Origin of the sequence: Aureimonas sp. Leaf324 (assembly GCF_001423245.1) — a bacterium.
Classification (GTDB): Bacteria; Pseudomonadota; Alphaproteobacteria; order Rhizobiales; family Rhizobiaceae; genus Aureimonas.
The window spans coordinates 114,555-140,729 of sequence record NZ_LMOH01000002.1 but is presented as its reverse complement, the minus strand read 5'-3'; the positions used below and the strand labels follow the sequence as shown (position 1 = coordinate 140,729).

Annotated in this window: 25 protein-coding genes and 1 pseudogene; 6 read left to right on the top strand and 20 right to left on the bottom strand. The window is 70.8% G+C overall.

Annotated features, from left to right (window positions below):
• Positions 1–21 precede the first annotated feature (21 nt).
• Positions 22–777, top strand: a complete 756-nt coding sequence (locus ASF65_RS03840) for a hypothetical protein (protein WP_055885414.1) — start codon at positions 22–24, stop codon at positions 775–777.
• Between the two features lie 18 nt (positions 778–795).
• Here the strand turns inward: ASF65_RS03840 and fdhD are convergent, their stop codons facing one another.
• From fdhD to ASF65_RS03825, 3 genes are read right to left on the bottom strand one after another with little or no spacing between them, the layout of a single operon-like run.
• Positions 796–1,632 (bottom strand): formate dehydrogenase accessory sulfurtransferase FdhD, encoded by an 837-nt coding sequence (fdhD, locus tag ASF65_RS03835; RefSeq protein ID WP_082505153.1) that lies wholly within the window; start codon positions 1,630–1,632, stop codon positions 796–798.
• 27 nt (positions 1,633–1,659) lie between these two features.
• A complete protein-coding gene (locus ASF65_RS03830) occupies positions 1,660–2,439 on the bottom strand; it encodes an anti-sigma factor (protein ID WP_055885413.1) in 780 nt (259 codons plus the stop codon).
• A complete protein-coding gene (locus ASF65_RS03825) occupies positions 2,436–3,005 on the bottom strand; it encodes a sigma-70 family RNA polymerase sigma factor (RefSeq protein ID WP_055885410.1) in 570 nt (189 codons plus the stop codon). The genes ASF65_RS03830 and ASF65_RS03825 overlap by 4 nt, the downstream gene beginning before the upstream one ends.
• An 87-nt stretch (positions 3,006–3,092) precedes the next feature.
• Here ASF65_RS03825 and ASF65_RS03820 point away from each other — a divergent pair, with 87 nt between their 5' ends.
• A complete protein-coding gene (locus tag ASF65_RS03820) occupies positions 3,093–3,455 on the top strand; it encodes a DUF427 domain-containing protein (RefSeq protein ID WP_055885408.1) in 363 nt (120 codons plus the stop codon).
• 80 nt (positions 3,456–3,535) lie between these two features.
• Complete coding sequence (locus tag ASF65_RS03815) at positions 3,536–3,970, top strand: DUF1236 domain-containing protein (RefSeq protein ID WP_055885405.1); 435 nt, start codon at positions 3,536–3,538, stop codon at positions 3,968–3,970.
• A gap of 63 nt (positions 3,971–4,033) precedes the next feature.
• On the opposite strand, the gene ASF65_RS03810 is transcribed toward ASF65_RS03815, so the two are convergent.
• Genes ASF65_RS03810 through ASF65_RS03795 form a run of 4 tightly spaced genes read right to left on the bottom strand, consistent with a single transcriptional unit; the run spans position 4,034 to position 10,438 of the window.
• Positions 4,034–4,318 (bottom strand): SelT/SelW/SelH family protein, encoded by a 285-nt coding sequence (locus ASF65_RS03810; protein ID WP_055885402.1) that lies wholly within the window; start codon positions 4,316–4,318, stop codon positions 4,034–4,036.
• A gap of 36 nt (positions 4,319–4,354) precedes the next feature.
• Complete coding sequence (locus ASF65_RS03805) at positions 4,355–7,855, bottom strand: error-prone DNA polymerase (RefSeq protein ID WP_055885399.1); 3,501 nt, start codon at positions 7,853–7,855, stop codon at positions 4,355–4,357.
• A complete protein-coding gene (locus tag ASF65_RS03800) occupies positions 7,852–9,429 on the bottom strand; it encodes a DNA polymerase Y family protein (RefSeq protein ID WP_082505150.1) in 1,578 nt (525 codons plus the stop codon). The genes ASF65_RS03805 and ASF65_RS03800 overlap by 4 nt, the downstream gene beginning before the upstream one ends.
• The gene (locus ASF65_RS03795) at positions 9,398–10,438 is read right to left on the bottom strand and encodes a hypothetical protein (RefSeq protein WP_156369152.1); all 1,041 of its coding nucleotides are present in this window, start codon (positions 10,436–10,438) and stop codon (positions 9,398–9,400) included. Before ASF65_RS03795 ends, ASF65_RS03800 begins: the two co-directional genes overlap by 32 nt.
• A 279-nt stretch (positions 10,439–10,717) precedes the next feature.
• On the opposite strand from ASF65_RS03795, the gene ASF65_RS03790 reads away from it, so the two are divergent.
• From ASF65_RS03790 to ASF65_RS03780, 3 genes are all read left to right on the top strand, one after another.
• Positions 10,718–11,386, top strand: coding sequence for a L,D-transpeptidase (locus ASF65_RS03790; protein WP_055885394.1), 669 nt, complete (start codon positions 10,718–10,720; stop codon positions 11,384–11,386).
• Positions 11,387–11,427: 41 nt separating this feature from the next.
• Complete coding sequence (locus tag ASF65_RS03785; RefSeq protein WP_055885392.1) at positions 11,428–11,850, top strand: metallopeptidase family protein; 423 nt, start codon at positions 11,428–11,430, stop codon at positions 11,848–11,850.
• A gap of 192 nt (positions 11,851–12,042) precedes the next feature.
• A complete protein-coding gene (locus ASF65_RS03780; protein WP_055885389.1) occupies positions 12,043–12,903 on the top strand; it encodes an MOSC domain-containing protein in 861 nt (286 codons plus the stop codon).
• 73 nt (positions 12,904–12,976) lie between these two features.
• On the opposite strand, the gene ASF65_RS03775 is transcribed toward ASF65_RS03780, so the two are convergent.
• The 13 genes and pseudogenes from ASF65_RS03775 to ASF65_RS03715 all read right to left on the bottom strand — a co-directional run bounded on the left by ASF65_RS03775 (position 12,977) and on the right by ASF65_RS03715 (position 26,155).
• Entirely contained in the window at positions 12,977–14,299 is a 1,323-nt protein-coding gene (locus ASF65_RS03775) for a PQQ-dependent sugar dehydrogenase (RefSeq protein ID WP_055885387.1), read from the bottom strand.
• Between the two features lie 146 nt (positions 14,300–14,445).
• Positions 14,446–15,814, bottom strand: a pseudogene (gene gndA, locus ASF65_RS03770) (NADP-dependent phosphogluconate dehydrogenase); the annotation flags it as partial.
• 211 nt (positions 15,815–16,025) lie between these two features.
• Positions 16,026–16,868, bottom strand: coding sequence for an S-formylglutathione hydrolase (fghA, locus tag ASF65_RS03765; protein ID WP_055885384.1), 843 nt, complete (start codon positions 16,866–16,868; stop codon positions 16,026–16,028).
• 21 nt (positions 16,869–16,889) lie between these two features.
• On the bottom strand, positions 16,890–17,306 hold the full coding sequence (locus tag ASF65_RS03760; RefSeq protein ID WP_055885475.1) for a GNAT family N-acetyltransferase: 417 nt from the start codon (positions 17,304–17,306) through the stop codon (positions 16,890–16,892).
• A 44-nt stretch (positions 17,307–17,350) separates the two neighbouring features.
• Complete coding sequence (locus tag ASF65_RS03755; RefSeq protein WP_055885380.1) at positions 17,351–18,463, bottom strand: S-(hydroxymethyl)glutathione dehydrogenase/class III alcohol dehydrogenase; 1,113 nt, start codon at positions 18,461–18,463, stop codon at positions 17,351–17,353.
• A gap of 77 nt (positions 18,464–18,540) precedes the next feature.
• The gene (locus ASF65_RS03750) at positions 18,541–19,425 is read right to left on the bottom strand and encodes a BadF/BadG/BcrA/BcrD ATPase family protein (RefSeq protein ID WP_055885378.1); all 885 of its coding nucleotides are present in this window, start codon (positions 19,423–19,425) and stop codon (positions 18,541–18,543) included.
• A 108-nt stretch (positions 19,426–19,533) separates the two neighbouring features.
• Positions 19,534–20,799 carry a c-type cytochrome gene (locus ASF65_RS03745; protein ID WP_055885374.1) on the bottom strand — a complete coding sequence of 422 codons (1,266 nt, stop codon included), beginning with the start codon at positions 20,797–20,799 and terminating at the stop codon, positions 19,534–19,536.
• Positions 20,796–21,443, bottom strand: coding sequence for a cytochrome c oxidase assembly protein (locus tag ASF65_RS03740; protein ID WP_055885370.1), 648 nt, complete (start codon positions 21,441–21,443; stop codon positions 20,796–20,798). Before ASF65_RS03740 ends, ASF65_RS03745 begins: the two co-directional genes overlap by 4 nt.
• Entirely contained in the window at positions 21,440–21,820 is a 381-nt protein-coding gene (locus ASF65_RS21960) for a hypothetical protein (protein ID WP_055885367.1), read from the bottom strand. Before ASF65_RS21960 ends, ASF65_RS03740 begins: the two co-directional genes overlap by 4 nt.
• The gene (gene ctaD, locus ASF65_RS03730) at positions 21,820–24,360 is read right to left on the bottom strand and encodes a cytochrome c oxidase subunit I (RefSeq protein ID WP_055885473.1); all 2,541 of its coding nucleotides are present in this window, start codon (positions 24,358–24,360) and stop codon (positions 21,820–21,822) included. Before ctaD ends, ASF65_RS21960 begins: the two co-directional genes overlap by 1 nt.
• A 23-nt stretch (positions 24,361–24,383) precedes the next feature.
• Entirely contained in the window at positions 24,384–25,394 is a 1,011-nt protein-coding gene (locus tag ASF65_RS03725) for a c-type cytochrome (RefSeq protein ID WP_055885470.1), read from the bottom strand.
• Between the two features lie 227 nt (positions 25,395–25,621).
• Positions 25,622–25,807 carry an Rmf/CrpP family protein gene (locus tag ASF65_RS03720; protein WP_055885364.1) on the bottom strand — a complete coding sequence of 62 codons (186 nt, stop codon included), beginning with the start codon at positions 25,805–25,807 and terminating at the stop codon, positions 25,622–25,624.
• A 78-nt stretch (positions 25,808–25,885) separates the two neighbouring features.
• A complete protein-coding gene (locus tag ASF65_RS03715; RefSeq protein WP_055885360.1) occupies positions 25,886–26,155 on the bottom strand; it encodes a hypothetical protein in 270 nt (89 codons plus the stop codon).
• Positions 26,156–26,175: the final 20 nt, after the last annotated feature.

Genomic DNA, 26,175 nt, shown 5'->3' with positions numbered 1-26,175 from the left:
GCCTTTCAGGGATCTTCGGCGATGACGAGAGCGAACGGCGCCTACAGCTGGGATCAGTTCGATTCCGAGAGCTACTTCCAGCACTATTACGGCGAGCCGCATGTCGACGACGAGGTGCTGGTCGGGCTGGTGAGCCGGGCCATCGCCCGCGCCGAGCCGGCCGGCCGGGCGCTCGAGACGATCGACATCGGCACCGGGCCGAACCTCTTTCCGCTCCTGTGCGCCCTGCCGCGCGCCAGCCGCCTGACGGCCTGGGAATTTTCGGCAAGCAACGTCGCCTGGCTCGAGGCCGAACTGCGCGCGCCGCAGCTCCGGCCCCAATGGAGCCACTTCTGGCGCGTGGTGGAAGCCTCTGTCGGGGGCGACGTCGCGCTTCCCGCCGATCCGCTCGGCGAGCTAGAGGCGTGCACCACGATCCGACAGGGCTCGGTCTACGACCTGCCGGAGGCGGGCTGGGACCTTGCCACCATGTTCTTCTGCGCCGAATCGATCACCGGCGACGAGGCGGAGTTCGATCGCGCCTGCGCGCGCTTTGCCGGCTGCGTGCGCCCCGGCGGCACCGTGGTCGGCGCATTCCTCGTCGGCTCGTCCGACTACGAGGTGGCCGGGCGCCCGTTCCCGATCCTGAATGTGTCGCCGGAGCGGGTGCGCGCCGTCCTCGAGCCGACGATCCGCGATCTTCACTGCGAGACGATCGGGCTCGTCGATCGCGAGATTCGCAGCGGCTATTCCGGCATGCTGTTTGTCTCGGGAACCCGCCGCGACGAACGCGCCTGACAGCGCTCGAGGTCTCGTCTAGCCCGACGACGGCAAAGCGTTTGCGCCCACGATCCGGCCGGGATGGGTGAACACCTCGAACTCCTCGCCGCGCACCACGGCTACGAGCGTGATGCCGGCCTCGTCCGCTTCGCGGACCGCGAGCTGCGTCGGTACCGAGACGGCTGCGAGCAATCCGCAGCCCATCATCGCCGCCTTCTGGATGAGTTCCACCGAGACCCGGCTGGTGAGGACCAGAAAGCCGCCGGACGCCGCGATGTTGGCGGCCGCCAGATGCCCCGCGACCTTGTCCAGCGCGTTGTGCCGGCCGACGTCCTCGCGCACCGCGACGACCTCGCCGGCCGCCGTGGCGAAAGCTGCGGCATGGACCGCGCGGGTGCGCCGGCCGAGCCGCTGCCCGTCGCCCATCGCGCCCATCGCCGCCACGATAGCCTCCGGGCGGACCACAGCGCCGCCCGTCACGGCCGGCAGCGTGCGGGCCGCCAGTTCGAGACTCTCGACGCCGCAGAGACCGCATCCGACAGGTCCCGTCATCTGGCGCCTGCGCGCCACGTAGCCGGCAGCGCGCGCCGGCGCGAGCCAGAGCCGGCAGTCGATTCCGGCGTCGGTGGCTTCGACGTCGAGCCGCTCGATCTCGGCGCCGTCCGAGACGATGCCCTCGTTCAGGGCAAGGCCGACGGCGAGGTCGGGAAGGTCGGCGGGGGTCGCCATCATCACCGCATGGGTCGAGCCGTTGACGGAGATCGCGACCGCGACTTCGGACGGCAGGTCGCGCGTCGCCGTCTGGAACCGTCCGGCGCGAAAACGCACCGTCGGGACGGCCCTCGCCTCGGCTTCCGCCCCCTCGCTCGCCATCGACGCCCCTCCCGGCCGGATCCGCGCTCAGATGGCGCGCAGCATGCCCTGCCCGACCACGGGGCCCGTCGGCTGGCCGGTGGGCGATCCACCGGTCGGCTCCATCGACACGGCGAGCGCCGCGCCAGGCGTGCGCATCATCTGCATGCCGGTTCCCGTCCTGGCGCGGAGGTCGACGCGCAAGGGGGCGGCCGGGTCGACGAGGCCGAGCGAGATCGGCGCGCCGCCGGCCGGCACCAGCCACAGCTCGGGAACGCGCCCTTCCTCGGGCTGCAGCGAGACCGGCATCAACGTCGCGTGGCCGCCGTCAGGGTCCACCACGGCCACGAAGAGCGGCGCTCCGCCACTGGCGGCGATCGACGCCATCATCGGAGCCGCAGCCGGGCGGAGGTCGAGCGCGAGGCCGACAAGGCTCGCGGCGGCGAGCGCCATCGAGCCGATCGCGAGCCACTGCCAGATCGCCGAGACGCGGCGGCCGGCACGCGCCGGCTTGCGGGTCCTCGGGGCCTGCGCGTCGGTGCGCGCGTGCGCCGGGTTGGCGACGCCCTCTTTGGCCGCGCGCGCTGCGGCAGCCGGGCCGAGTTCCGCCTCGATCGCCTGCCACAGGCGCGCCGGGGGTGAGAGGGCCGGGGCCGCGTCGAGAAGCGGCTGAAGCCGCTCCTCCCAGAGCCCGGCCTCGCGCGAGAGCGCGGCGTCGATGCGCAGCCGCCGCTCGAAGGCGCGGCGTTCGGCCGGCGCCAGGAGACCGAGCGCATACTCGCCGGCCAGGGCCTCGTCGCCGCCATCCCGTTCGTCGCCCGCGCTCATTCTTCCAGGCATCCCTTCAATCGGATCAGGCCGCGCCGGATCACGCTCTTCATCGTTCCGAGCGGCACGCCCGCTCCCTGCGCGAGGTCCTCGTAGGTCCGCCCCCCGAAGAAGGCGGCCCGGATCGCCTGCGCCGCGCGCGGCTCCAGCCCGTCGAGGCAGGCGGCCAGCCGCCGCGCCTCGCCGTCGGCCTCGAGCAGCGACAAGGCGTCGGGCGCCTCGTCCGCCACCTCGTCGGCGGCGTCGAGATCGGTCCCGGCGCGATGGTGCCGGAGCGCCCGCAGGCGGTCGATCGCCCGATTGCGCGCCAGCGTGCAGAGCCAGGTGATCGGGCTGGCGCGCGAGGGATCGAAGCCGGAGGCCCGGTTCCAGACGGTGACGAAGACGTCCTGCAGGACATCCTCGGCTTCCGCCTCGTCGTTCAAGATACGCAGCGTGACGCCGAAAAGCTTCGCGCTGGTGAGATCATAAACGGTACGCAGCGCGTCGCGCTCGCCGTCCGCCACCCGGCCGAGGGCGAGGACCAGGCGCTGGCGCGCGTCTTCGGACGATGGGCCGTGCAGCATACGTCTCCGGGGCATCGAACAGGGAACCGGACGGCAGGCCGCCGGATTGCTCGGACTGAGTCATACCGGCCCTCGAGGAGGAAAGCCATGTCCGCCGTTTCCCAGTCCACCCTGCGCGTCGAGCGCGAGCCGCAGCCCGTGAACGTCACGTTCCACGACACCGTGATCGCCTCGACGACCGAGGCGCTGCGGCTCTACGAAGGCAACCGCGAGCCCGTCCTGTACATCCCGCGCGAGCATGTCGAGATGGCCTATTTCGACGAATCCGACAAGCGGACCACCTGCCCGCTGAAGGGCGAGGCGCGCTACTGGTCGATCTCGGCCGGCGGCTACGGCGAGACCGACGCGGTCTGGTCCTACGACGACCCCAAGCCCGCCGCGCGCCAGATCGCCGGTTATCTCGCCTTCTATCCCGACAAGGTGCGGATCGTCGTCGGACAAGGGAAATAAGCGGCGGCGGACGAATGGAACGGATGGACGCTCGGGTTGTTATGGCGGCCACAGGGACGTTCTTTCAAGGACACACAACCATGCGTCGTTTTATTCTCGCCACTGCTGCTCTCGGCCTCCTGGCCGGTCCGGTTCTCGCCCAGACCACCGTCGTGACCACCACCGAGCCGAAGAGCGAAGGCGAGCAGGCCGCGGGCACGCTGGCCGGCGCCGGCACCGGTGCCGTGGCGGGCGCGCTGGTCGGTGGCCCGGTCGGTGCAGTGGTTGGCGGCGTCGCCGGCATGGCGATCGGCGGTGCGGCCTCCGCTCCGGACGAGGTGCGCCAGTACGTCGTCGCCAACCCGACCCAGCCGGTCGTGGTGGAAGGCAAGATCACGCAAGGGTCGGTCATCCCAGGCTCCGTGACGCTCGTGCCGGTGCCGTCGAACCCGGACTACGAGTACTTCTACACCTCGGACAACCAGCCGGTGATCGTCTCGAAGGCCGACCGCAAGGTCATCTACTACGCCAACTGAGCATTGCTCGACTGATCGAGAAGGGCTGCCGCGCGTCTCCCGCGCGGTGGCCCTTTTTTCGTGTCAGCGGTCGCTGTGCCCGAGGCTGCGCTCGGGGTCGAGCCGGTCACGCACGCGCTGCTTCAGCACCTTGGCTTCGGGAAAGCCGCCGTCGGCCTTGCGCTCCCAGATCGTCTCGCCGTCATAGGCGATCTCGAACACGCCGCCGGTGCCCGGCAGGAGCGCCACTTCGCCGAGGTCCGGCCCGAAGGTTTGCAGGAGTTCCTGCGCGAGCCAGGCCGAGCGCAGGAGCCACTGGCACTGCGTGCAGTAGCGGATGGTGATGCGGGGGGCCGGGTTCGGTTCCACGGGCGTCCTTCCAGCGGCTGTGCCTCGCTCCAGCCTCTAGTGAAAATTGCGTCCCTTGGGCAAGACGGCGCGCATGCCTCTCACCGTCTCCTCGCCGACGTCGCGCGTCGAGGGCTGAACCACACGCACCGGGCGGCGCACCTCGTCGGCCGAGGCCAGCACCGCGCCGAGCGCCGCGGCGGCCTCGGTCAGGTCGTCGTCCGGCATGGCGGCGGCGTGCCGCGGCTCGGGATGGCGGCGGAGCGGGCTCTTCACGTGATCGGTCGGCTGCAGGATGCGCGCGCCCTCCAGCCCACGGTCGGCAAGCCGCGACAGGAGCGGCGTCAGGTCCTCGATCGTCTCGGCGACGAGATGGATCACGCCGCGGTCGGCCTCGACCCGGCCCGAGACGCGCACCAGCCGCGCGCCGAGCACCACCGGGCGGAAGCGTTCGAAGACCTTGGTCCAGACCACGATGTTGGCGACGCCCGTCTCGTCCTCCACCGTCATGAAGATGACGCCCTTGGCCGAGCCCGGCCGCTGGCGCACCAGGACGAGCCCCGCCACGCTGGCGCGCCGGCCGGAGCGCACGGTGTCGAGCGTCTGCGCGGGGGCGATGCCGCGTGCCCGAAGGTCCTCGCGCAGGAAGGACACGGGATGCGCCTTCAGGGACAGGGACAGGAAGCGGTAGTCGTTGACCACCGCCTCGCCGAGCGGCATCGCGGGAAGCGTGACCTCGGGCTCGGCCGTCACCTCGCCAAGGCCCTCGAAGAGCGGCAGGCGCTCGGCCGCCGCGCCCTCGCTCAAGGCCCGCGCCGCCCAGAGCGCGTCGCGCCGCGCCAGACCTAGACCCGCGAAGGCGTCGGCGTCGGCCAGCCGCTCCACCGCCTGCCGCGACAGGCCGGTGCGCAGCCAGAGTTCGCGCACCGAATCGAACGGACCCGACGTGTCGCGCACCCAGACGAGGCGCCGGATCTCGGTCTCCGACAGGCCCTTCACCTGCCGCAAGCCGAGCCGCACCGCATGGCGCGTGCGGATAGCGGCCGCCGCCTCGCGGTGGCGCGGAAAGACGGCGGCGGGATCGAAGGGGCACGGCTCCAGCGCCGAGTCCCAAGACGAGGCGTTGACGCAGGCGGGGCGCACCTCCACCCCGTGCTCGCGCGCGTCGCGCACCAGCTGGGCCGGCGCGTAGAAGCCCATCGGCTGCGCGTTCAGGATCGCGGCGCAGAAGACGTCCGGGTAGTGGCACTTGATGAAGGCCGAGGCGTAGACGAGGAGCGCGAAGGACGCCGCATGGCTTTCGGGAAAGCCGTACTCGCCGAAGCCCTCGATCTGGCTGAAGCAGCGCTCGGCGAACTCCTCAGTGTAGCCGTTCCGCAGCATGCCGGAGACCATGCGCTCGCGAAAATCCTTCACCTGCCCCGTGCGCCGGAACGTCGCCATGGCGCGGCGCAGCTTGTCGGCCTCCGCACCGGTGAAGCCGCCGGCGACCATCGCGATGCGCATCGCCTGCTCCTGGAACAGCGGCACGCCGCAGGTGCGCTCGAGGATCTCGCGCAACTCCTCCTTCGGATAGTCGACATCCTCCAGCCCCATGCGCCGGCGCAGGTAAGGGTGAACCATGTCGCCCTGGATCGGGCCGGGCCGCACGATCGCGACCTGGATCACGAGGTCGTAGAAGACGTTGGGCTTCAGCTTCGGGAGCATCGTCATCTGCGCGCGGCTCTCGATCTGGAACGTGCCGAGCGTGTCGGCCCGGTGCGTCATCTTCCAGACCGGCTCGTCCGGCGCCTCCATCGGCAGCGTGTCGAGCGAGGCGGGGCGCCCGTCCAGCGTCGCCTCGCCGGGGTAAAGCGTGTTCAGCATGTCAAAGGCGCGGCGCAGGGCGCTCAGCATGCCGAGCGCCAGGATGTCGATCTTCAGGATCTTCAGTTCGTCGAGATCGTCCTTGTCCCATTCCACGATGATCCGGCCCTTGGAGCCGGTGTTGTGGATCGGCACCGTCTCGTCGACGCGCCCGCGCGTCAGCACGAAGCCGCCGACATGCTGCGAGAGATGGCGGGGAAACTCGTTCAGCGCCCGCGCATAGGCGAGGACGTTCTGCGTCGTCGGGTCCTCCGCCGACAGACCGGCGGCGTCGGTCTCGCGCGTGCCCATGTCGGCGGGGCCGTAGCCCCAGACCGAGCCCGACAGGGCCGAGACGGCATCCTCCGACAGGCCGAAGGCCTTGCCGACCTCGCGCAAGGAGGAGCGCGCGCGATAGGAGATGACGGTCGCCGCGATCGCCGCCGAATCGCGCCCGTAGGCGTCGTAGATCCAGTTGATCACCTCGTCGCGGCGCTCGTGCTCGAAGTCGACATCGATGTCGGGCGGCTCGTCGCGCTCGTCCGACAGGAAGCGGTCGAAGAGGAGGCCGGCCTTTTCGGGGTCCACCTCGGTGATGCCGATGCAGTAGCAGACCGTGGAATTGGCCGCCGACCCGCGCCCCTGGCACAGGATGCCCATCCCGCGCGCGGCCTGGACGATGCGGTGGACGGTGAGGAAGTAGGGCTCGTATTTCTTCTTCGCGATGAGCGCGAGCTCGCGCTCGATCTGCGGAACGATCCGCGCCGGCACGCCGCCGGGATAGCGCCAGTGCGCGCCCTCGTGAGCCAGGCGGCGCAGCTCCTCCAGCGGCGAGACGCCGAGGCGCAGCGCCTCGTCGGGATAGTCGTACTGGAGGGTCGCGAGGTCGAAGCGAAGCTCCTCGAAGAAGCGGCGCGCTTCGACGATCGCGGGCTCGAAGCCGCGAAACAGGCGCAGCATCTCGCCCTCGTGCTTCAGCCGCCGCTCGGCATGGGCCGAGAGGATCGCCCGGCCGGCTCCCGCGAGCGGCACATGCTCGCGGATCGCCGCCACGACGTCGGCGAGCGGGCGCCGCTCGGCCGCATGGAACAGGGCGTCGTTGGTGGCCAGAAGCGGCGTGCGCCATGTCTCGGCGAGCGCCGCCGCCCGGCCGAGGCGGCGCGCGTCGCCCCCGTCGTGGCGCGGGGCGACGGCAAGACGCACGGCGCCGGGAAAGGCCGCGCGCAAGGGCCCGAGCGCCGCCTCAAGCCGCTCGGTGGCGCCCGTCCCCGTCGGTCCGTCGCGCCCCAGTCCGTCGGGTGCGAGGACGGCGAGGTTGATCCCCTCGCCCCGTTCCAGAAGATCGGGAAGGCGCAGGATGCACTCGCCCTTGCGTGCCCGCAAGTTGCCGGTGGTCAGGAGGCGGCAGAGCTGCGCCCAACCGGCGCGGTCGCGCGGATAGGCGAAGACGTCGGGCGTCGCGTCGGCAAAGACCAGCCGCGCGCCGGGACGGAAGGGAAACCGCTGCACCCGCGCCTGCCCGTGCGCGCGCACCACGCCCGCCACCGTGTTGCGGTCGGCAAGGCCGAGCCCGCCGAGCCGCAGCGCCTCGGCCGCGACCACCATCTCGCCGGGCTTGGAGGCGCCGCGCAGGAAGGAGAAGTTCGAGGCCGCCCCGATCTCGCAGAAGCCGGGACCGGGCGCGAGCGGCTCGACCGGCGGCTCGCCGCTCACGCGAAGAGCCCGTGCAGGAACCAGCCGGACGGCGCGCCCTCGCCGGCCCCCTGGCGAAACAGCCAGTAGCGCCGACCGGCCTCGTCCTCGACGCGGAAGTAATCGCGGCTCGCGCCCACATCCCCGAGCCACCAGTCCGGCGCGATCCGCTCGGGACCCTCGATCCGGCCGACGCGGTAGAAGGCACGGCGCCAGCGGAACTGGCGGATCGGCCCGTCCGGCACCTCGGCCGTCGCCTCCACCGCTTCCGGCCGGGCGAAGAGGCGCAAGGGACGGGGCGCCAGATCGGCCTGCCCACCGAAACCGCCCGCCCCGACCGGGGCGACGCGCCGCTGCGCAGCCTCCGGCCGGTGCCGGTCCTCGGGCGCGAAGGCAAACACCGCCGCCTCGCCGAGCCGCGTCCCCAAGCGATCGATCAGCGCGCCGAGCTCCTCGGCGGGCCGTGCGCCCGCGTCCTCGAGGTCCTCCTGCCGATCCGCCATCGCGTCCGCCGCCAGCACCGACAGGCGCAGGAGGTCGAAGCCGAAGCCGGCGTCGATCTCGTCCCCAGAGGCCTTCAGCCGTTCGGCGAAGAGACGCGCGATCCGGGCGGGATCGCGCAACGGGGCACCCGAGCGCACCAGGAGGCGCTCGACATGACCGTCGACGCGAAACAGCGCGAGCTCCGCCTCGCGCAGGCCCTCGCCGCGCTCGGCCAAGGTCTCGCAGAGCCGGGCGGCGAGGTGCGTCGCGATGCGCAGGATGTCCTCGGGCAGGCTCACCGGCTCGAACAGGCGGCGCTCGCGGATGAGGAGCGCGACCGCGCGCCGCGGCTCGATCGGACGGCGGGCGGCGCCCGTCGCCTCGTCCAGCCGGCGGGCGATGTCGGGACCGAAGCGGCGGTGGAGGGCAGCGCGCGGCAGGGCGAGGAGATCGCGCACCCGGCGCAGACCGAGCCGGTGGAGCCGTGCGGCGGTCTCCGCGTCGAGCCGCAGGCCGCTTCCCACGGGCAGCCCCTCCACCGCGGCACGCTCGTCACCCCCCGCCACGAGACGAGCCGCCCCCGCCACGCCGACGCAGGCGCGCGCCGTGCCGGGATGGGCGGCGACCACCGCCTCGACCGCAAAGCCCTGGCGCGCCAGCTGCGAGACGAGGTCGTCGCGCAAGGCGCCCGGCCCCCCGAAGAGATGGGACGCCCCCGTCAGGTCGAGCACGAGGCCGTCGGCGCCGTCGAGAGCGACGAGCGGCGTGTAGCGGTCACACCAGTCGGCCACCGCGTCGAGAAGGCGCCGGTCGGCCGCGGGATCGTGGGGCCGATAGTCCACCTGCGGAAAGCGGGCGCGCGCTTCCGCCAGGCCTAGACCGGACACGAGGCCGAGCGCTTCCGCCCCCTCGCAGGCGGCGACGATCCGCTCGGCCCGGTCCTCGCGGGCGAAGAGCGCGAGCGGCCGCAGGTCGACCTCCGGCCTGCCGGCGCCCCCGCCCGCGTCCGGCGGCGCAAATCCCCGGCCCGCATCCGGCGGGCGGTGCCCGTTGCCCGCGCCGAGCGGCACCGACAGGAGGTCAGGCCGCGCCGAAGCGTCGGTGCGCGGCATCCTCCCCCGCCGCGCCGCCGCGAAGGGACCGCAGCGCCACGAGCGCCCCCGTTCCTCGCGCCGGATCCGGTCGCTGGGCAGTCGCGTCAGCCGGAGCGCCAGGAATTCGCCCGGCCGCGCGCAGGAGGGGGTCGTGGTCGAGGAAGCGTCGGTCATGGGGGTCCCATTCCAGGCAGAGCGTTCGGGGCGAGAGACCCCGCGCCTTTTCAAGCGCCAGGGAAAAGCGAGGGCGACCGATCAGGGGCAGCGATTCCAACCCCGGCACGGGGGCGGCGCGCACCGGCTCGACCCGCAGGCGGACGGGGGCGGCGGTGGCTTCCGTCTCGCCGCCCTGGCGCAAGAGCATGACCGCGCCGCCCGCCTCCCGAGCGCGGGTGTGGAGGCGCCGCGTCCCCTCCAGCCCGAGAAGCGTCGGATTGCCGCGCACTTCGACCACCACCAGCGCGGCGGCGCCGGAGCGGGCGGCCTCCTCGCCCGCCCAGGCCGCGTCCACGATGCGCCGGGCGCGCACCACGACCAGGGCATCGGGGTCGAGGCCGAAATGAGCGAGCCCCTCGCGATAGGGCATGCCCCCTTCGGCGAGCGCGTCGGCCGCCGCGATCCAGAGGAGCGGACGACGCGCGCAGGCGCCGAGGCGAATGCCGAGCGCCAGCGCGAAGCCGACGCCCGCCCCACCGTCGCGCATGGCGAGCGTGCGCGCTTCCACCAGCCCCGCGCGCGGCAGCCCGCCTCCGAGCGCGGCGTCGAAGGCCGGCGCCCCCAGCGCCAGACGATCGTCGTCGTTGGGTTTTTCGTCCTCGCCACCCGGCACGCCGCGCGCGAACGGCGCCCCCTCGATGCGCCCGATCGCCTGGCGCAGCGCCGAGAGCGTCGCGGCGCGTGCGCGGTCGGGTCCACCGCCCGGCCCCACCCCGGCATCCTCTGTCGCCTCGGTTGCGGGACGCCCTTCATTCGGGCTATCTGCGGGCTCCAGGCCCGGTCGTCGTCGCGGTCCAGTGGTCCAGGTCATGCCGGTCTCCATCGGCGGATGGGTTCATGGCCGCCTTCGTGTTCCTCATATGTTCTAGGAAATTTCCGAGTCGCCCCCCGGAGTCAAGGAGACGGTGGCCAAGATTATTTTCCTGTTGATAGGGAACGAATTCCGGTGGACGACGGCGGCCGCCCCTTGGGTCCGGCGTCACGCCGTCACGATCGCGTCAGGACCCGCGATGCGGCGTTGCGGTGTGGCGTGACCGACAGGCAGGAGGAGCCCTCCAACCCGTTGTCACCGATCCGAAGACGCCTGCCCATGTCCCTGACCCGTCGATCCCTCCTTGCCGGCGCCCCGCTGTTTCTGGCCGGCTGCGTGTCCGGACGCCTCGGCAACGTGGCGCCCGCTGCGCCCAGACGCGTCGTCGACCCCTATTATCTCGCCATGTACGCGCCGGTGACGGGCGAGCCCTTCCCGGTTCCCGCTCCCGACCTGACGAAGATCGACCCGCGCTTCTACCGGCAGGAGGTCGCCTACCGGAGCGGCGAAATCCCCGGGACGCTGATCGTCGATACGCCCGCGCGCTTCCTCTACCTCCAGATGGAAGGCGGCCGGGCGCTGCGCTACGGGATCGGCGTCGGCAAGGCGGGCCTTGCCTTCGAGGGCGAGGCCCGGGTCCAGTACAAACGCGCCTGGCCGCGCTGGCGCCCGACCGACGCGATGATGGCGCGCGAGCCCGCCCGCTACGGCCACCTTGGCGCGGGCATGGAGCCGGGGCCCACCAACCCGCTCGGCGCGCGGGCGCTCTATCTCTTCCGGGGCGGCGAGGACACGCTCTATCGCATCCACGGCACCAACGAGGACTGGTCGATCGGCCAGTCCGTCTCGTCGGGCTGCATACGGCTTCTCAACCAGGATGTGATCGACCTCCATCGCCGCGTCCTCGACGGCACCAAGGTCGTGGTGCTCCAGGGCGCGATGGCTTAAGACGCGGGGTACGGATGGGAACCGCCAGGGAGGAGAGCGGCATGGGCCAGAGGGACCAGACCGGCGACTGGGCGCGCAGGCTGTCGCCGAGCCTCGAGGAGATCGAGGCGCTGGCGATCGAGGCCTATGCGGCTTTGCCGTCGGAATTCCGAATCCTGTCGGGCGAGATCCGCTTCCATGTCGCCGACTTTCCCGAGGACGACGTGGTCGAGGAGATGGGTCTCGAAAGCCCCTTCGACATTCTCGGCCTCTTCGAGGGCCGTGCCGTCGGCGCGCTCGGGACGCCCCAGACCGGCGAGATGCCCAATCGCATCCTCCTGTACCGCCGCCCGATCCTCGACTATTGGGCGGAGCACGAGGAAAGCCTCGGCACACTGGTCGCCCATGTCCTGATCCACGAGATCGGGCACCATTTCGGCCTGTCGGACGAGGACATGGAAGCGCTGGAAGCGGCGACCGACTAGAAGCGTCCGACGGCCCCTCCGGGCGGAGGGCTGGCGAGGGATTGGGTGTCAGGGCGAGGAGCCGAGCGCCGCCCATGCAGCGCATGGACGAGCATCGGCAACGACGCCCGGAAGCCGAAGACCCGGCCGGCCGACGCCGCAACGCATTGTTGGACGCTCCAGAGACGGCTTCCAAAAGAAGAGGAACGACCGATGCAGGTCTCGACGCTCGCCATCCATCCGGTCAAGGGCGGGCGTGTGCGCCATCCCGCCAGCGTGGGGCTCGACCCGATGGGGCTGCGGGGCGACCGGCGCTGGATGCTGGTCGATGCCGCGGGACGCTTCCTGTCGCAGCGCGAGCATCCGCCCCTCGCGCTCCTCGACGCCGAGCCCGACGACGACGGGCTGCACCTGTCGTTTCCCGGCATCAAGGGGTCGGACGGCGGCGAGCGCTTCGTGGCGACGCCGGACGGCGATGAGCGCGTGACGGTCACCGTCTGGAGCGACACGGTGGACGCCGCCGCTGCCGGCGCGGACACCGACGCCGCCCTGTCGCGCTGGCTCGGCCTTCCCGTGCGGCTCGTCCATTTCGACGCGCGCTCGCAGCGCACCGTCTCGCGCGACTGGACCGCCGAGGACCATCCGGTCGGCTTTGCCGACGGCTTTCCGCTGCTGGTCGCCACCACCGCCTCGCTGCGCGATCTCAACCGGCGGATCGTCGCCACTGGCGGCGAGGCCGTACCGATGAGCCGCTTCCGGCCCAACATCGTGATCGACGGCACCGAGCCCTTCGCCGAGGACGGCTGGGCGCAGATCGCGGTCGGCGACGTGGTGCTCGATCTCGTGAAGCCCTGCGCGCGCTGCGCGGTCACGACGGTCGATCAGGACGAGGGGCGGCGCACCGGCAAGGAGCCGCTCGCCACGCTCGGGCGCTTCCGTCGCTCCGGCGTCCAGCGGGCGCCCGGTGTCCTGTTCGGCTGGAACGCCGTGGCACAGGGCACCGGCACGCTTCGCGTCGGCGACCCCGTGCGCGTCCTGAATACGCGTGAGGGCGGCTGGCCGCTCGCGCTCTGACCACCGCGAAACGACACGGCCCGGAACCGGCTGTCCGGTCCCGAGCCGTCGTCTTGTCGCTCCCTTGCGGGGATCAGGCCTTGGTCAGCCGCAGGATCGTCGAGCCGCCGCCGCCCCGCGTCTCGGTCACGGCATAGACCGCCCCGTCCGGACCGACCTTGACGTCGCGGATGCGCGCCTCGAGCGGCACGCGCTCTTCCGTCGCCACCCGGCCCTCGTCGTTCATCCGCAGCACCACGAGCCCTTGCGTGACGAGGCCGCCCGCGAGAATCGCGTTGTTCCATTCCGGGAACTCGTCGCCGGTGTAGATCGCCATGCCGGAGGGGCCGATGACCGGATCCCAGTAATAGACCGGCTGCTCCATGCCGTCCTTGGCCGTGATCCCCTCGCCGATCGGCGCGCCGCCATAGGCGATGCCGTAGGTGATCACCGGCCAGCCGTAGTTCTTGCCGGCTTCGGGCCGGTTCAGTTCGTCGCCGCCGCGGGCGCCGTGCTCTATCGTCCAGACGCGCCCGTCCGGTCCGAGCACCGCCGACTGGATGTTGCGATGACCGTAGCTCCAGATCGCGTCCTGCGCACCCTCACGGCCGACGAACGGGTTGTCCTGCGGGATGGACCCGTCGGCATTGATCCGGAACACCTTGCCGAGGCCCGAATCGAGGTTCTGCGCCTGGTCCCGGATCGGCTCGTCCGAGCGCTCGCCGACGCCGAGGAAGATCTTGCCCTCGTTGTCGAAGACGATGCGCGAGCCGAAATGCTTGTCGCCGTCGTAGCTCGGCATCTGCTGGAAGATGACCTTCATGCCCTCGAGCCTGGCCGAGCCGTCCGCCGTGGTGAGCTTGGCGCTGGCGAGCGCCGTGCCATTGCCTTCCGCGCCGCGCGGCTCGGAGAAGGTGAAGTAGATCATCCCGTCGGAGGCGAAGTTCGGCCCGACCGCCACGTCGAGCAGGCCGCCCTGCCCGGCCGACGCCACTTCGGGCACGCCCGCGACCTCGATCGGCTCGCCTTCCTGCCCCATCGCGGGCAGGATCATCAGCTTGCCTTCCTTGGCGGTGACGAGCATGCGCCCGTCCGGCATGAACTCCAGCGCCCAGAGGTTGGGCAGGCCTTCGGCCACCGTCTCGGTGGTCACCTCGGGCATGTCGGTCGGCTGGGGCGCGCGGGTCTGGCCGGCAAAGGCCGGCTTCTGGTCGGGGGCGTTGGCCGCTTCCGTCTCGATCGGCTGGCCCGTGGCCGCCCCTTGCGTCGAGGACGCGGTGCCGGTCGCCGGCGCGTTGCCGTCCACGTGCGGCAGGCGTTCGCCCTGGCTGTTGGTGTCCTGCGCCAGGGCGCCGGTGGCAAGCATCGTGCCGGCCAGAAGGAGGCCGAGGCCACCGGATCGAAGGGTCAGTCGCATCGTCGCGTTCCTCGTCGTCGAATGAGATCGAAGACCGGGGCGGTCTTCCCATCGACGGCGAACTAATCGGACGCGAGAAGCGGACAACGCCGCTCCCGTTTAGTTGACGAAACGTGAGCGGCGCTGCGACACCGTGGCTCGACGCCTCAAGCCTGCGGCCACCGGTGGTGGAAGACGCCGTCGCGGTCGAGGCGGCGGAAGGTGTGGGCGCCGAAGAGGTCGCGCTGCCCTTGCGTCAGGTTCGTGGTGCCGCGCGCCCGGCACCGGGATGCCGGCGAGCGAGGCCTTGGCGACGACACGGCGCAGCGCCTCCTGGGCCCCCTCGATGCGGCTCGTGAAGCTCGGCGCGAGCAGCAGGTTGACGACGTCGCCCGCCGCGTAGGCTTGGCTGATGTCGTCGAGAAAGCGCGAGCGGATGATGCAGCCGGCGCGCCAGATGCGCGCGATCTCACCGAGCGGCAGGTTCCAGCCGAACTCTTTCGAGGCCTCGGCGAGCGTCGCATAGCCCTGCGCATAGGCGATGATCTTGGCGGCGACGAGCGCGCCCTCGAGCTCGCTGAGGCCCTCGTGATCGGCGTGGAACTCGGCGCGCGCCGTCCGGACGCCGCCGAAGATGCGCGCCGCCTCCGCCCGCTCGGCGCGGCGGGACGAGATGCCGCGCGCCGAGACCGCCGCCTCCAGCGTCGTCGCGCCGACGCCGAGCTTCTGCGCCTCGATCACCGACCAGCGCCCGGTGCCCTTCTGGCCCGCCTCGTCGACGATCTGGTCGACCAAGGCGCCGCCGGTCTCGGGGTCGCGCTCGGCCAGCACCAGCGAGGAGATCTCGATGAGGTAGGACTGGAGATCGCGCGTGTTCCAGTCGGCGAAGATGTCGGCCATCTCCTGCGGCCGGAGCCCGACCGCATCGCGCAGGATGCCGTAGACTTCGGCGATCATCTGCATGTCGGCATATTCGATGCCGTTGTGGATCGTCTTGACGAAATGACCGGCGCCGTCGGGGCCGAGCCAGTCGACGCACGGGGACCCGTCGAACTGGGCCGAGATCGGCTCGAGGAGCGGCTTCAAGCGCTCCCACACGGCCTTGTCGCCGCCGACCATGATCGAGGGGCCGTTGCGCGCGCCGGCCTCGCCGCCGGACACGCCCATGCCGACGAAATGGATGCCGGTGGGTTTCACCGCCTTCTCGCGGCGCACCGTGTCGTTGAAGTCGGCGTTGCCGGCGTCGATCAGGATGTCGCCGGGGGAAAGATGCGGCAGGACGAGATCCATCTGGTCGTCCACCGGCCGGCCGGCATTGACCATCAGCACCACGACACGCGGGCTTTTGAGCACCCCGACGAAGTGCTCGATCGAGTCGGTCGGCACCAGACGATCGGCGAGCGCCGGGTTCTCGTCGCGCACGCCGTAGGCCTTCTCGACCGTCCGGTTGCCGAGAGCGACTGTGAACCCGCCATTGTCGGCGAAGTTGAGCGCAAGGCTCGCCCCCATCGTGCCCATGCCCAAGACGCCGAGATCNGACCGTCCGGTTGCCGAGAGCGACTGTGAACCCGCCATTGTCGGCGAAGTTGAGCGCAAGGCTCGCCCCCATCGTGCCCATGCCCAAGACGCCGAGATCCGCCTGGTTGCCGCTCATCCGATTCGCCCTCCACGTGCCTGTTCGGGCCACGGGTTTAACGGATGACGGGCGGGCGTTCCATCGAAACGGTTGAAACGCCCGCCCGGGCGCTCAGCGCTTCAGGCGCTCGGCGTGCCAGGCGATGTGGTCGTCCATGAAGGTCGAGATGAAGTTGTAGGAGTGGTCGTAGCCCTCGCGCATGTTGAGCGCGAGGCGGATGCCCGCCTTGTCGCAGGCCTCCTTGAGGAGTTGCGGGCGAAGACCGTCGTCGAGATACGGGTCGGCTGTTCCCTGATCGACCAGAAACTCCGGGAAGCGGTGCCCGTCCTCGATCAGGAGCGTCGCGTCGTAGGGCCGCCACGTTGTCCGGTCGCGGCCGAGATACTTCTCGAAGGCGGGGCGCGACCAGTCGGCCGTCGACGGCTGGACGATCGGCGCAAACGCCGACGCGCTCTTGTAGGCCTCGGGGTTGCGCAGCGCGGCGACGAGCGCCCCGTGCCCGCCCATGGAATGGCCGAAGATCCCCTGCCGGTTCATGTCGGCCGGGAAATGCGTCGCGACGTAGCCCGGCAGCTCGTCGGTGACGTAGGAATACATTCGGTAGTTGGCGGCATAGGGGGCCTGCGTCGCGTCGACGTAGAAACCGGCGCCCGAGCCGAACTGCCAGTTGTCCGCCTCGTCGGGCACCCCAGGGCCCCGCGGGCTGGTGTCGGAGAGGACGATCATGATCCCGTGCTCGGCCGCCGCGCGGCGGAATTCGCCCTTGTCCATCGCGTTCTGGTGCGTGCAGGTCAGGCCCGACAGGTACCACAGGACCGGCACCTTCCCGTCCCGGGCCTGCGGCGGGGTGAACACGGCGAAGGTCATCGGCGTGTCGGTGGTGCGGGACTGGTGGCGATACACCCCTTGCGTGCCACCATGGGCCTTCGCTTCCGAGATTACGTCGAGGGGCATGGGCGGTCCTTTCGGTTGGTCTTACGCCGCCGGCGCGCGACGCATGTCGAGATGGGGGATGCCGTCTTCCAGATAGGCATCCGAGATGGTGACGAACCCATGACGCGCATAGAAGGTTTCCAGATGCGCCTGCGCCGACAGGTCGATCGCGGCCTCCGGCCAGCGCTCCGCGCACAGACGCAGCGCCTCGGCCATCATCCTGTGACCGAGGCCGCCGCCGCGAAAGCCGGCTGCGGTCGCGATCCGGCCGATGCGGGCCCGGCCCGCCTCGTCCGGCGCGAAGACGCGCAGGACCCCGGCGAGGTCGTCGCCCGACAGAGCCCGCAGGTGCAGCGCCTCGCCGTCCCGGCCGTCGATCTCCGGGAAGGCGCAGGCCTGCTCCACCACGAAGACGTCCTGCCGGAGCTTCAGGAGATCGTGGACTTGCTCGCCCGTCATCTCGGGGAGCCGCGACCAGTGCCAGCACGTCTCGGCGGTCACGCTCAGTAGACGACGACCGAGCGGATCGACTTGCCCTCATGCATCAGGTCGAAGGCGGTGTTGATCTCGTCCAGCGGCATCGTGTGGGTGATGAGGTCGTCGATGTTGATCTTGCCGTCCATGTACCAGTCGACGATCTTCGGCACGTCGGTCCGGCCGCGCGCACCCCCGAAGGCCGTGCCGCGCCAGACGCGGCCCGTGACGAGCTGGAACGGCCGAGTCGAGATCTCCTTGCCCGCCTCTGCCACGCCGATGATGATCGATTCGCCCCAGCCGCGATGGCAGCATTCGAGCGCCTGGCGCATCACGTCGGTGTTGCCGGTCGCGTCGAACGAGAAGTCGGCGCCGCCGCCGGTGAGGTCGAGGATGGCCTGCACCACCTTGTCGTTGCCGACCTCGCGCGGATTGACGAAGTCGGTCATGCCGAACCGCCTCGCCATCTCGACCTTGCCGGGATTGATGTCGACGCCGATGATCTTGTCGGCGCCGACCATGCGCGCGCCCTGGATCACGTTGAGGCCGATGCCGCCGAGGCCGAACACCACGACGTTGGCGCCCGGCCAGACCTTGGCGGTGTAGATCACGGCGCCGATGCCCGTCGTCACGCCGCAGCCGATGTAGCAGATCTTGTCGAAGGGCGCGTCCTCGCGCACCTTGGCCACCGCGATCTCCGGCAGGACGGTGAAGTTCGAGAAGGTCGAGCAGCCCATGTAGTGGAAGACGGTCGTCTCGTCGCAGCGGAAGCGCGAGGAGCCGTCCGGCATGACGCCCTGCCCCTGCGTCGAGCGGATCGCGGTGCAGAGATTCGTGCGCTGCGACAGGCAGCTCTTACAGTTGCGGCATTCCGGCGTGTAGAGCGGGATGACGTGGTCGCCGGGCTTCACGGAGGTGACGCCCGCGCCCACCTCGCGCACGATGCCCGCGCCCTCGTGGCCGAGGATCGCCGGGAACTTGCCTTCGGAATCGAGGCCCGACAGCGTGTAGGCGTCGGTGTGGCAGACGCCCGTCGCCATGATCTCGACCAGCACCTCACCCGGCTGCGGCCCCCGGATGTCGACGGTCTCGATCGTGAGCGGCTTGCCTGCTTCCCAGGCGACGGCGGCGCGTGACTTCATCGGGTCCAGTCCTTGGTGTCGGGCGATTCGGATCGGGCCTGACTATAGGCCGAGGGGGGAGCGGCGCCAGCCTTCGTTCAGCGATCCCCGGCGCCGGACGGCTCGAGACCGGCGAGGATCAGCGCGCCGTCGAGCGGATCGCCGAGCGGCTCGTCCAGCGTCTCGGCAAGGCCGTCGGGCAGGTAAGGGGTCAGCGGTGCGCCCAGCCCGCCGGTCAGTGCGACGCGCTCGCAGCCGGCGTCGCGCAGCGTATCGGCGAGATCGCCGATCGCCTGAGCCGCCGCGCGCAGGATCGCGTCGGCCGCGCGGTCGCCCGATGCCGCCGCCTCGACCACCAGCGGGGCCAGCGACGCGTAGTCGCTTGCCGAGGCGCCGTCGCACCAGCGTGTCAGCGCATGCGCCTCCCCACCGAAGCGCTGGAGGAGGGCATCGGCCAGTTCGGAGCCCGACAGGCGCCCGTCGACCGCCCGGAACGCCGCCTCCACCGCCGCCAGACCGATGCGCGCGCCCGAGCCCTCGTCGGAGCCGGGAAAGCCGTAGCCGCCGAACCGCAGGAGGCGCCCTTCGAGAAGGCCGAAGCCGATCGATCCGGTGCCGGCCACGACGATGCCGCCGTCCTCGCCGCCATGGGCCCCGAGGCAGGCGATCGCGCCGTCACCGGAGAAGACGAGGCTGGCGAAGGGATGCGGCCGCGCGGCGAACGTGTCTGCGACGCCGAGCCGTTCGATCCCGGCGACGCCGGCCCCGACATGGAGGCGGGCGAAGTCGAAGGGTCCGAGACCGGCCGCGCGCCACGCCTCGCGGGCCGCGGTCAGCATCGCCTCGAAGCTCGCCTCGACGCCGAGCCGCGCCTGTCCCGGTCCGGCATGCCCCTCGCCGAAGACGAGGCCGGACGCATCGACCAGCCGCGCGCGGCAGGCGGTGCCGCCGGCATCGAGGCCAAGGAACAGGGGCTCCGTCACGAGGCGGCGTCCGTCGGGCGGTCGTCCATCGGTGCCGGTCCTTTCGCGCGAATCGCTCGGACCTTCTTCATGCCGGAAAGGGCGTTCCTTCGGAAGCGCCCCGTCCTGTCAGTCGCCGCGCCGCGAGTACCAGAGCGCCAGCGCGTCGATCTGCTCCTCGGTGAGGTTGATCGCGATCGTCTCCATCACGTGGGCGAGCGGCGTGCCGCCGCGATGGCGGTCCTTCCACATCTGGAGATGCGTCGCCGTGTACCATTCCGGCAGGCCGTCGAGGCGCGGATAGAGCGGATTGGTGGCCGCCGCATCGGCGCCGTGGCAGGTCTGGCAGGCGGCGAGCTTCTGGCGCGGCAGGCCCTCTTCGGCGATCCGGCGCCCGAGTTCCATCAGGCCACTGGTCGAGACCGGATAGCCGTGGGCGGCGGACGGGTCGACGGCGGCCGCGGCGCCGGTCGGCACCGGCTCGTCCGTGGGCGCGTCGGGGCCGATCGAGCCGCGCGGCAGGCGCACGGCGCCCTCGTAGCCGATCGCAACGCCCGCCGGGGGCCCGAGCGGCCCCACCGGTGCCGGAATCGGCGCCTGCGCGGCATAGTGCGCGGCGAGGCGGCGCAGCGTCGCCTCGTCGTGGATGCCGGCGGCGGGCGTCATGATGCCGCTCTGGCGCGTGCCGGACGAGAAGGCCTGCAGCGTGCGGAAGAGATACTCCTCCGACTGGCCGCCGATCGGCGGAAAGCTGCCCGCGGGACCGACGCCCCGCCCGTCCTCGCCGTGGCAGCGGGCGCAGTCGGCCAGCGCCGTGTCGCCCGCCTGCCCTAGCGCCTGGAGGCCGGGCCGGCCCGGCTCGGCGCTCGGCTGCCCGTAGGCGAGCTCGCGGTAGCGCTCGGGGCTCATGTCGGGCAGCGCGCGCAGGAAGGCGACCAGCGCCCAGACCTCGTCGGGGCGGTCCTGCGTCGACCAGGATGGCATGCCGGAATACTTGATGCCGTGGCGGCCGATCCAGAACAGCTCGCGGTCGCGCCACTCGCCGACCTGGGTTTCCAGCCGCGGCACGGGCGGCATCATCGCGCGCGCGACCGGCGTCTGCAGTTCGCCCGGCGCGCCGTGGCACGGCGCGCAGCCGCTGGCGAAGTGCCCGGCGACGCGCTGCACGAGGAGGGGGTCATCCAGCGACACGTCGTCGGGCTTGGAGATCGGCAGCGACTGCGTGTCGACGGCGCGCTGCAGCGTCCAGTGCAGGAACCACTCGACGGGCGCGAAGTGGCCGGTGTTGGCGGCGACCGACACGAGGCCCGAGCCGCCGACGAGAAGGGCGGCCCCGACCGCCGCAAAGGGCGCGGCCACGAGGTGCCAGGGGCGGATCGTCAGCGTCCACTTCATGCCGGCACCTGCGCGTCGCGCTTTTCGTTGAGGAGACGGGCGAGCAGCGACAGGCCGCCCACAAGATAGGCCGAGCCGCCGACGATCAGCATCAGGACGCCGCCGAGTTGCTGGTCCTCGAGCGGGGTCAGGGTCGAGAGCGGCGAGCAGAGGTCGCCGCAGGCGTAGAGCGGGCGCGGCGCGAAGAGGAGGAGCGCGCCGAGAAGGGTCATGTGCATCGACGTCATCAGGAGGGCTGCGACGCCCGCCGCCCGGGCCCCCCGCGCACCCTCGGCCGTGCCGAAGGCGGCGGTCCAGACGAGGAGCCCCGCCGTCAGGAACGAGGCCTGCTCGATCACGAGCACCCATGTCTCGCGCCGCGCCGCGTCGTGCAGCGCCGGAGCGTGCCAGGACCAGACCAGCACGAACTCGGCGAGGGCAGCGAGGATTGCAAAGCGCGGCGAGATGCGCGCGCCGAGCGCCGGCACCGAGCGCGTCAGCCCGAAGGCGAGAACGGGCGCCGCGACGGCGACGAGGCCCATGTGAAGGATCATGTGCGCGGCGAACGAGGTCTCGGCACGTCCGACCAGCGGTCCCGCCCAGAGGAACAGAAGAAGCGCGAGGCCGAAGCCCAGCGGCGCGTGGCGGCTGAGGGCGGGGCTCACCGGCAGTCCGCCACGAGCAGCGCCGGCAGCGCGGTGAAGATGATGGCGAGGAACGACAGGCCCGACAGGAGCACGGAGGCCAGTTCCATTTGGCGTTCGCGATCGTCGTCGGTCGGCTTGTCGTGCGGCGGCTTGCCGCCCGCCTGCTTCCATTCGCGCCAGGCCCGGATCCCGGCGAACCAGCAGAAGACGAGGCCGGCGAAGGTCGCCACCGCGATCGCCGCGCGCACGCCGCCGATCGGCTCGAAGATGTTGGTGTTGGGCGCGCAGACCACGGCGGCCGCGATGTAGCAGAACAGGAAGTGCAGCGCCCACACCGTGGGCGTCGCGATCATGGTGATGAGACTGTCGCGCGTGCCGCGCCGCAAGCCGAGCATCAGACGCCTCCACCGGCGACGAGCGGGAAGTAGGCGATGGTGGCCACCGTCACGAGGCCGGTCGCCATGGCGAAGTGCCAGTAGAGCGTCACGTTCGACAGGTCGATGTCGTGGCGTGGCGTCAGGAAGCCCCGGAACGAGCGGGCGAGGCAGTAGCCGACCATCAGCGTTCCGACGAAGGCATGGATCGCGGTCCAGATGGCGAGGATCCAGACGGTCGCGGGATAGACGTGGGCGGTCGGCTGGAGCCCCGTCGCGTGCGGCCCCCAGAGGAGCGCCGCGCCGGCGCCGAGCGAGGCGAGGAACGAAAGCGCGAGGAGCGCACGCGCGCCCCCGACGCCGCCCGCCTTCAGGACGCGGTGCGACAGGAGGCAGCTGCCCCAGGCGAGTGCGAAGAGCGCCAGCGACACCGTCGGCCACAGGAGGCCGGGTCCTTGCGTCCCGGCCGGCGGGAAGTCGGCATGGACGGTGAAGAAGAAGTAGTAGCCGAAGCACAGCGACAGGAAGGCCGTCGCGTCGCCCATCATGGTGATGAACATCGCCCACCACGACACCGACTGCGGGCCGGAGACGTAGAGCGGCAGTTCCAGCCCCAGGCCGACGTATTTCGTCTCCTTCTCCGGAATGACCGCGGTCGCCTTCCAGAGCCAGAACAGGATCACCGCGATCGCGACGACGAGCGCTGCAATCGTCACCGTCCACAGATGGAAGGTCGCGGCGATGAAGCAGGCGCCGAGAAAGATCGCCGCCCACATCGGCACGAAGGAGGGGCCGGGCACGCGCAGGCACTGGATCGGCTCAGCGTCGAGGACGCTGGTCACCAGCGTCTCGCGCTTTCCCTCCTCGGCGTCGGCCAAGTAGAAGCGGCCCTTGTCCATGTCGTCGACGAAGCCCGGCTGGTCCCAGAGCGGGTAGCGCGATTTGACGATCGGCACCGAGCGCACGCCCCAGGGCTGGTCGGGGATCTCGCCCGACCATTCGATCGTGCCGGCGTTCCAGGGATTGCGGCTGGCGTAGGGATCCTTGCGCGGCCGGAACATGTCGACGATCACGGTCAGGAAGCCGGCGGCGAAAATGAAGGCGCCGACCGTGGAGATCAGGTTCGGGATCTCCAGCCCCATCATCGCGGGGTAGGTGTAGACCCGCCGCGGCATGCCGATCATGCCGGAATAGTGCATTGGGAAGAACGCCACGTTGAAGCCGATGAACATCAGCCAGAAGGCGATCTTGCCGGCCGTGTCGTGGAGCTTCCGGGAGGCGACGATCGGCCAGTAGTAGTAGATGCCGGCGACGATCGGAAAGAGGACGCCGCCGAGGATCACGTAGTGGAGGTGGGCCACCACGAAATAGGTGTCGTGCACCTGCCAGTCGAACGGCGCGAGCGCCACCATGACGCCGGTGAGGCCGCCGAGCACGAAGATGCCGAGCGCCCCCGACACGAAGAGCATCGGCACGGAATAGATGACGTTGCCGGCAAGGCAGGTCGCGAGGAACACGAAGATCTGGACGCCCGTCGGGATCGCGACGGCCTCGGACGCTGCCGAGAAGAAGCCGAGCGAGATCGCCGGCAGGCCGGTCGTGAACATGTGGTGGACCCAGAGCCCGAAGCTCAGGAAGCCGGTGCCGACCGCCGCCAGCACGATCCAGGAATAGCCGAGCAGCGGGCGCCGCGCGAAGGTCGGGATGATCATCGCCAGCAGCGCGATCGCCGGCAGGAAGATGATGTAGACCTCCGGGTGGCCGAAGATCCAGAACAGATGCTGCCAGAGCATCGGGTCGCCGCCGCGCGTCGGGTCGAAGAAGGGCCAGTCGAACAGGCGCTCCATCTCGAACAGGATGTCGCCGGCGATCAGCGGCGGGAAGGCGAAGAGGATCATCGCCGCGACGACCAGGACGTACCAGGCGTAGAGCGGCATGAGGTTGAGGCGCATGCCGGGCGGGCGGCACTTCAGCGTGCCGACGATGAGCTCGACCGCCGCCGCGATCGAGGCGACCTCGATGAACGACAGGCCGAGCAGCCAGATGTCGGCGCCGTAGCCCGGCGTGAAACGCGCCTGCGTGGTCAGCGGCGGGTACATGAACCAGCCGGAATTGGGCGCCTGCCCGAAGAAGATCGAGCCGCAGACGAAGATGCCGCCGATCAGGAAGCACCAGTAGCCGAAGGCCGACAGGCGCGGGAACGGCAGGTCGCGCGCGCCGAGCATCTGCGGCAGGAGGATCACCGCCACCGCCTCGAAGATCGGGACGGCGAACAGGAACATCATCACAGTGCCGTGCAGCGTGTACACCTGATTGTACATCGTCGCCGACAGGAAGTCGTTGTCGGGCACGGCGAGCTGCACGCGAATCAGGAGCCCGAGAACGCCCGCGAAGAGCATGAAGGCGAACGAGGTGACCGTGTACCAGACGCCGACCGTCGTGTTGTTGACGTCGGACCAGTAGCGCCAGCCAGGCGGGGTGTCCCAGACCTTGATCAGGCGCTCCTGCTGGCCGCGGCGGACGGCCTCGTCCTCTTGGTCCGGGTCTCCCGGACGACGCATGGCGTTGAGTTCGACGGCCGCGCTCATTTCAGAGTCTCCAGCCATTCGGCCATGGAACGGGTCTCGGCCTGCGGCAGCGTCGCGAACGACGGCATCTGGACGCCCGGCTTCTCGTGTTCGGTGAGCGCGATGAAGCGCTGGATGTTGTCGACGGTCATCGGCAGGATGCCGGCGCCCAGTGTTTCACGTGAAGCCAGGTGCGTCAGATCGGGGCCGACGAGGCCCGCGGAGCCCGTGCCGCGCACCTGATGGCAGGCGCCGCAGCCGTTGGCCTCGAAGGCGGTGCGGCCGGGATGGTCGAGCACGGTGGCGGGGGCCCGCTCGGCCTCGACGCGCGCGGCGAAATCGGCCTCCGAGACGACCTTCACCACGAAGCGCATCTGTGCGTGCGCGTCGCCGCAGAACTCGGCGCAGATGCCGTGGAACGTGCCGGTGCGGGTCGGCTCGAGGACGATGCGCGTGATGCGACCAGGGATCGTGTCCACCTTGCCGGCGATGTTGGGCACCCAGAAGGAATGGATGACGTCGGGGCTCGACAGCAGGATCTCGGTGCGCTTGCCGACCGGGATCCAGAGCTCGTTGGCCGAGGGCACGCCCTCGCCCGACAGGACCTTGGCGACGCCCGGCGTGTCGGGCGCCTCGTAATGGACCCGCCACCAGAAGCGCTCGCCCGAAACTGCGATGCGCGGCCCGTCGGCCGGCGCTCGAAAGCCCGGCATCATCTGGAGGCCGAAGACGAGGAGAACGGTCAGGACAACGACGGGAAAGGCGACGCCGCCCCAGAGGATCAACTTGGTGCCGGTCCGCTCGCTGTGCGCCTTTGGGCGCACCTTGGTCGCGTAGACCGACAGGCCCATGACGAAGAGCCAGATCAGGACCGCGCCGCCCAGCATCCACCAGAACAGGTGCAGGACCTTCGCGGATTCGGTGCCCGCCGGATCGAAGGTCGATTGCGGCCCGCGACAGGCGGCGAGCGCGAGGACGGCCGCGGCCAGGACGGCCGATCGGGTGATCCACGCGGATTGGGTGTGCAAGCGTTTCAGGTCGGCCCCCATGCTCGGACCGACGAGGCGCCCCCGCGCCGCGATCCCCCTCGGCGGACCGCGGCACCGCAAGGGCCGCCATCCGCTTCCTCAAGACCTATGGCGCGCGACACATTCGGCCAGTGCATGGCTGGCGGGTTTGGGCACAATGCCGCAAAGCCGGCGGATTGCGCCGCCGGCCTCACGAGGACGTGATGAGGATCAGGTCGAAGAGCCGGTCAGTGGCGCGTTTCGCCCTCATGGCCGGCGTCGTGGGAGTGGTCCGCGGGGCGCGCGTTCAGCCCCTGCGTCCAGCCCTCCATCCATTCGTTTCGCAGCGTCGAGCCGGCCGGGTATTCGCAGGCCGACTTCGGCACGTTGTTCTGGAAGGCGAGCTTGCCTTGCTGGAATGCATCGGTTGCCATGGGTAACGGCTCCTGTCCGGTTGCAGGTGAGCAAAACGGACAGGACGCCACAGCGTTCCCGAGCGGTGCGACAGATCGTCAGATCCGCAGGCCGGTTCCGAGCCCCATCGAGGCGAGGATCAGCGCCGCATCGGGCTCGGCCTCGCCGACCGGAATGCCCAGACCATCGCGCACCGCCATCACCGCGATCTCGGCGTCCGTCGTGTCCGGCACGTCGAAGATGCGGATGCCGACCTCGCCGAGGTCGTCCTCCTGGCGGCAGCGGCGGGCATGGGCGCGCGCGTCCACCACCGAGCGGAAGGCCTGAAACTTGCGGACGTCCTCGTAGTCCATGCGCACAACGAACATTTCTTGGGCCTCCGTTGCAG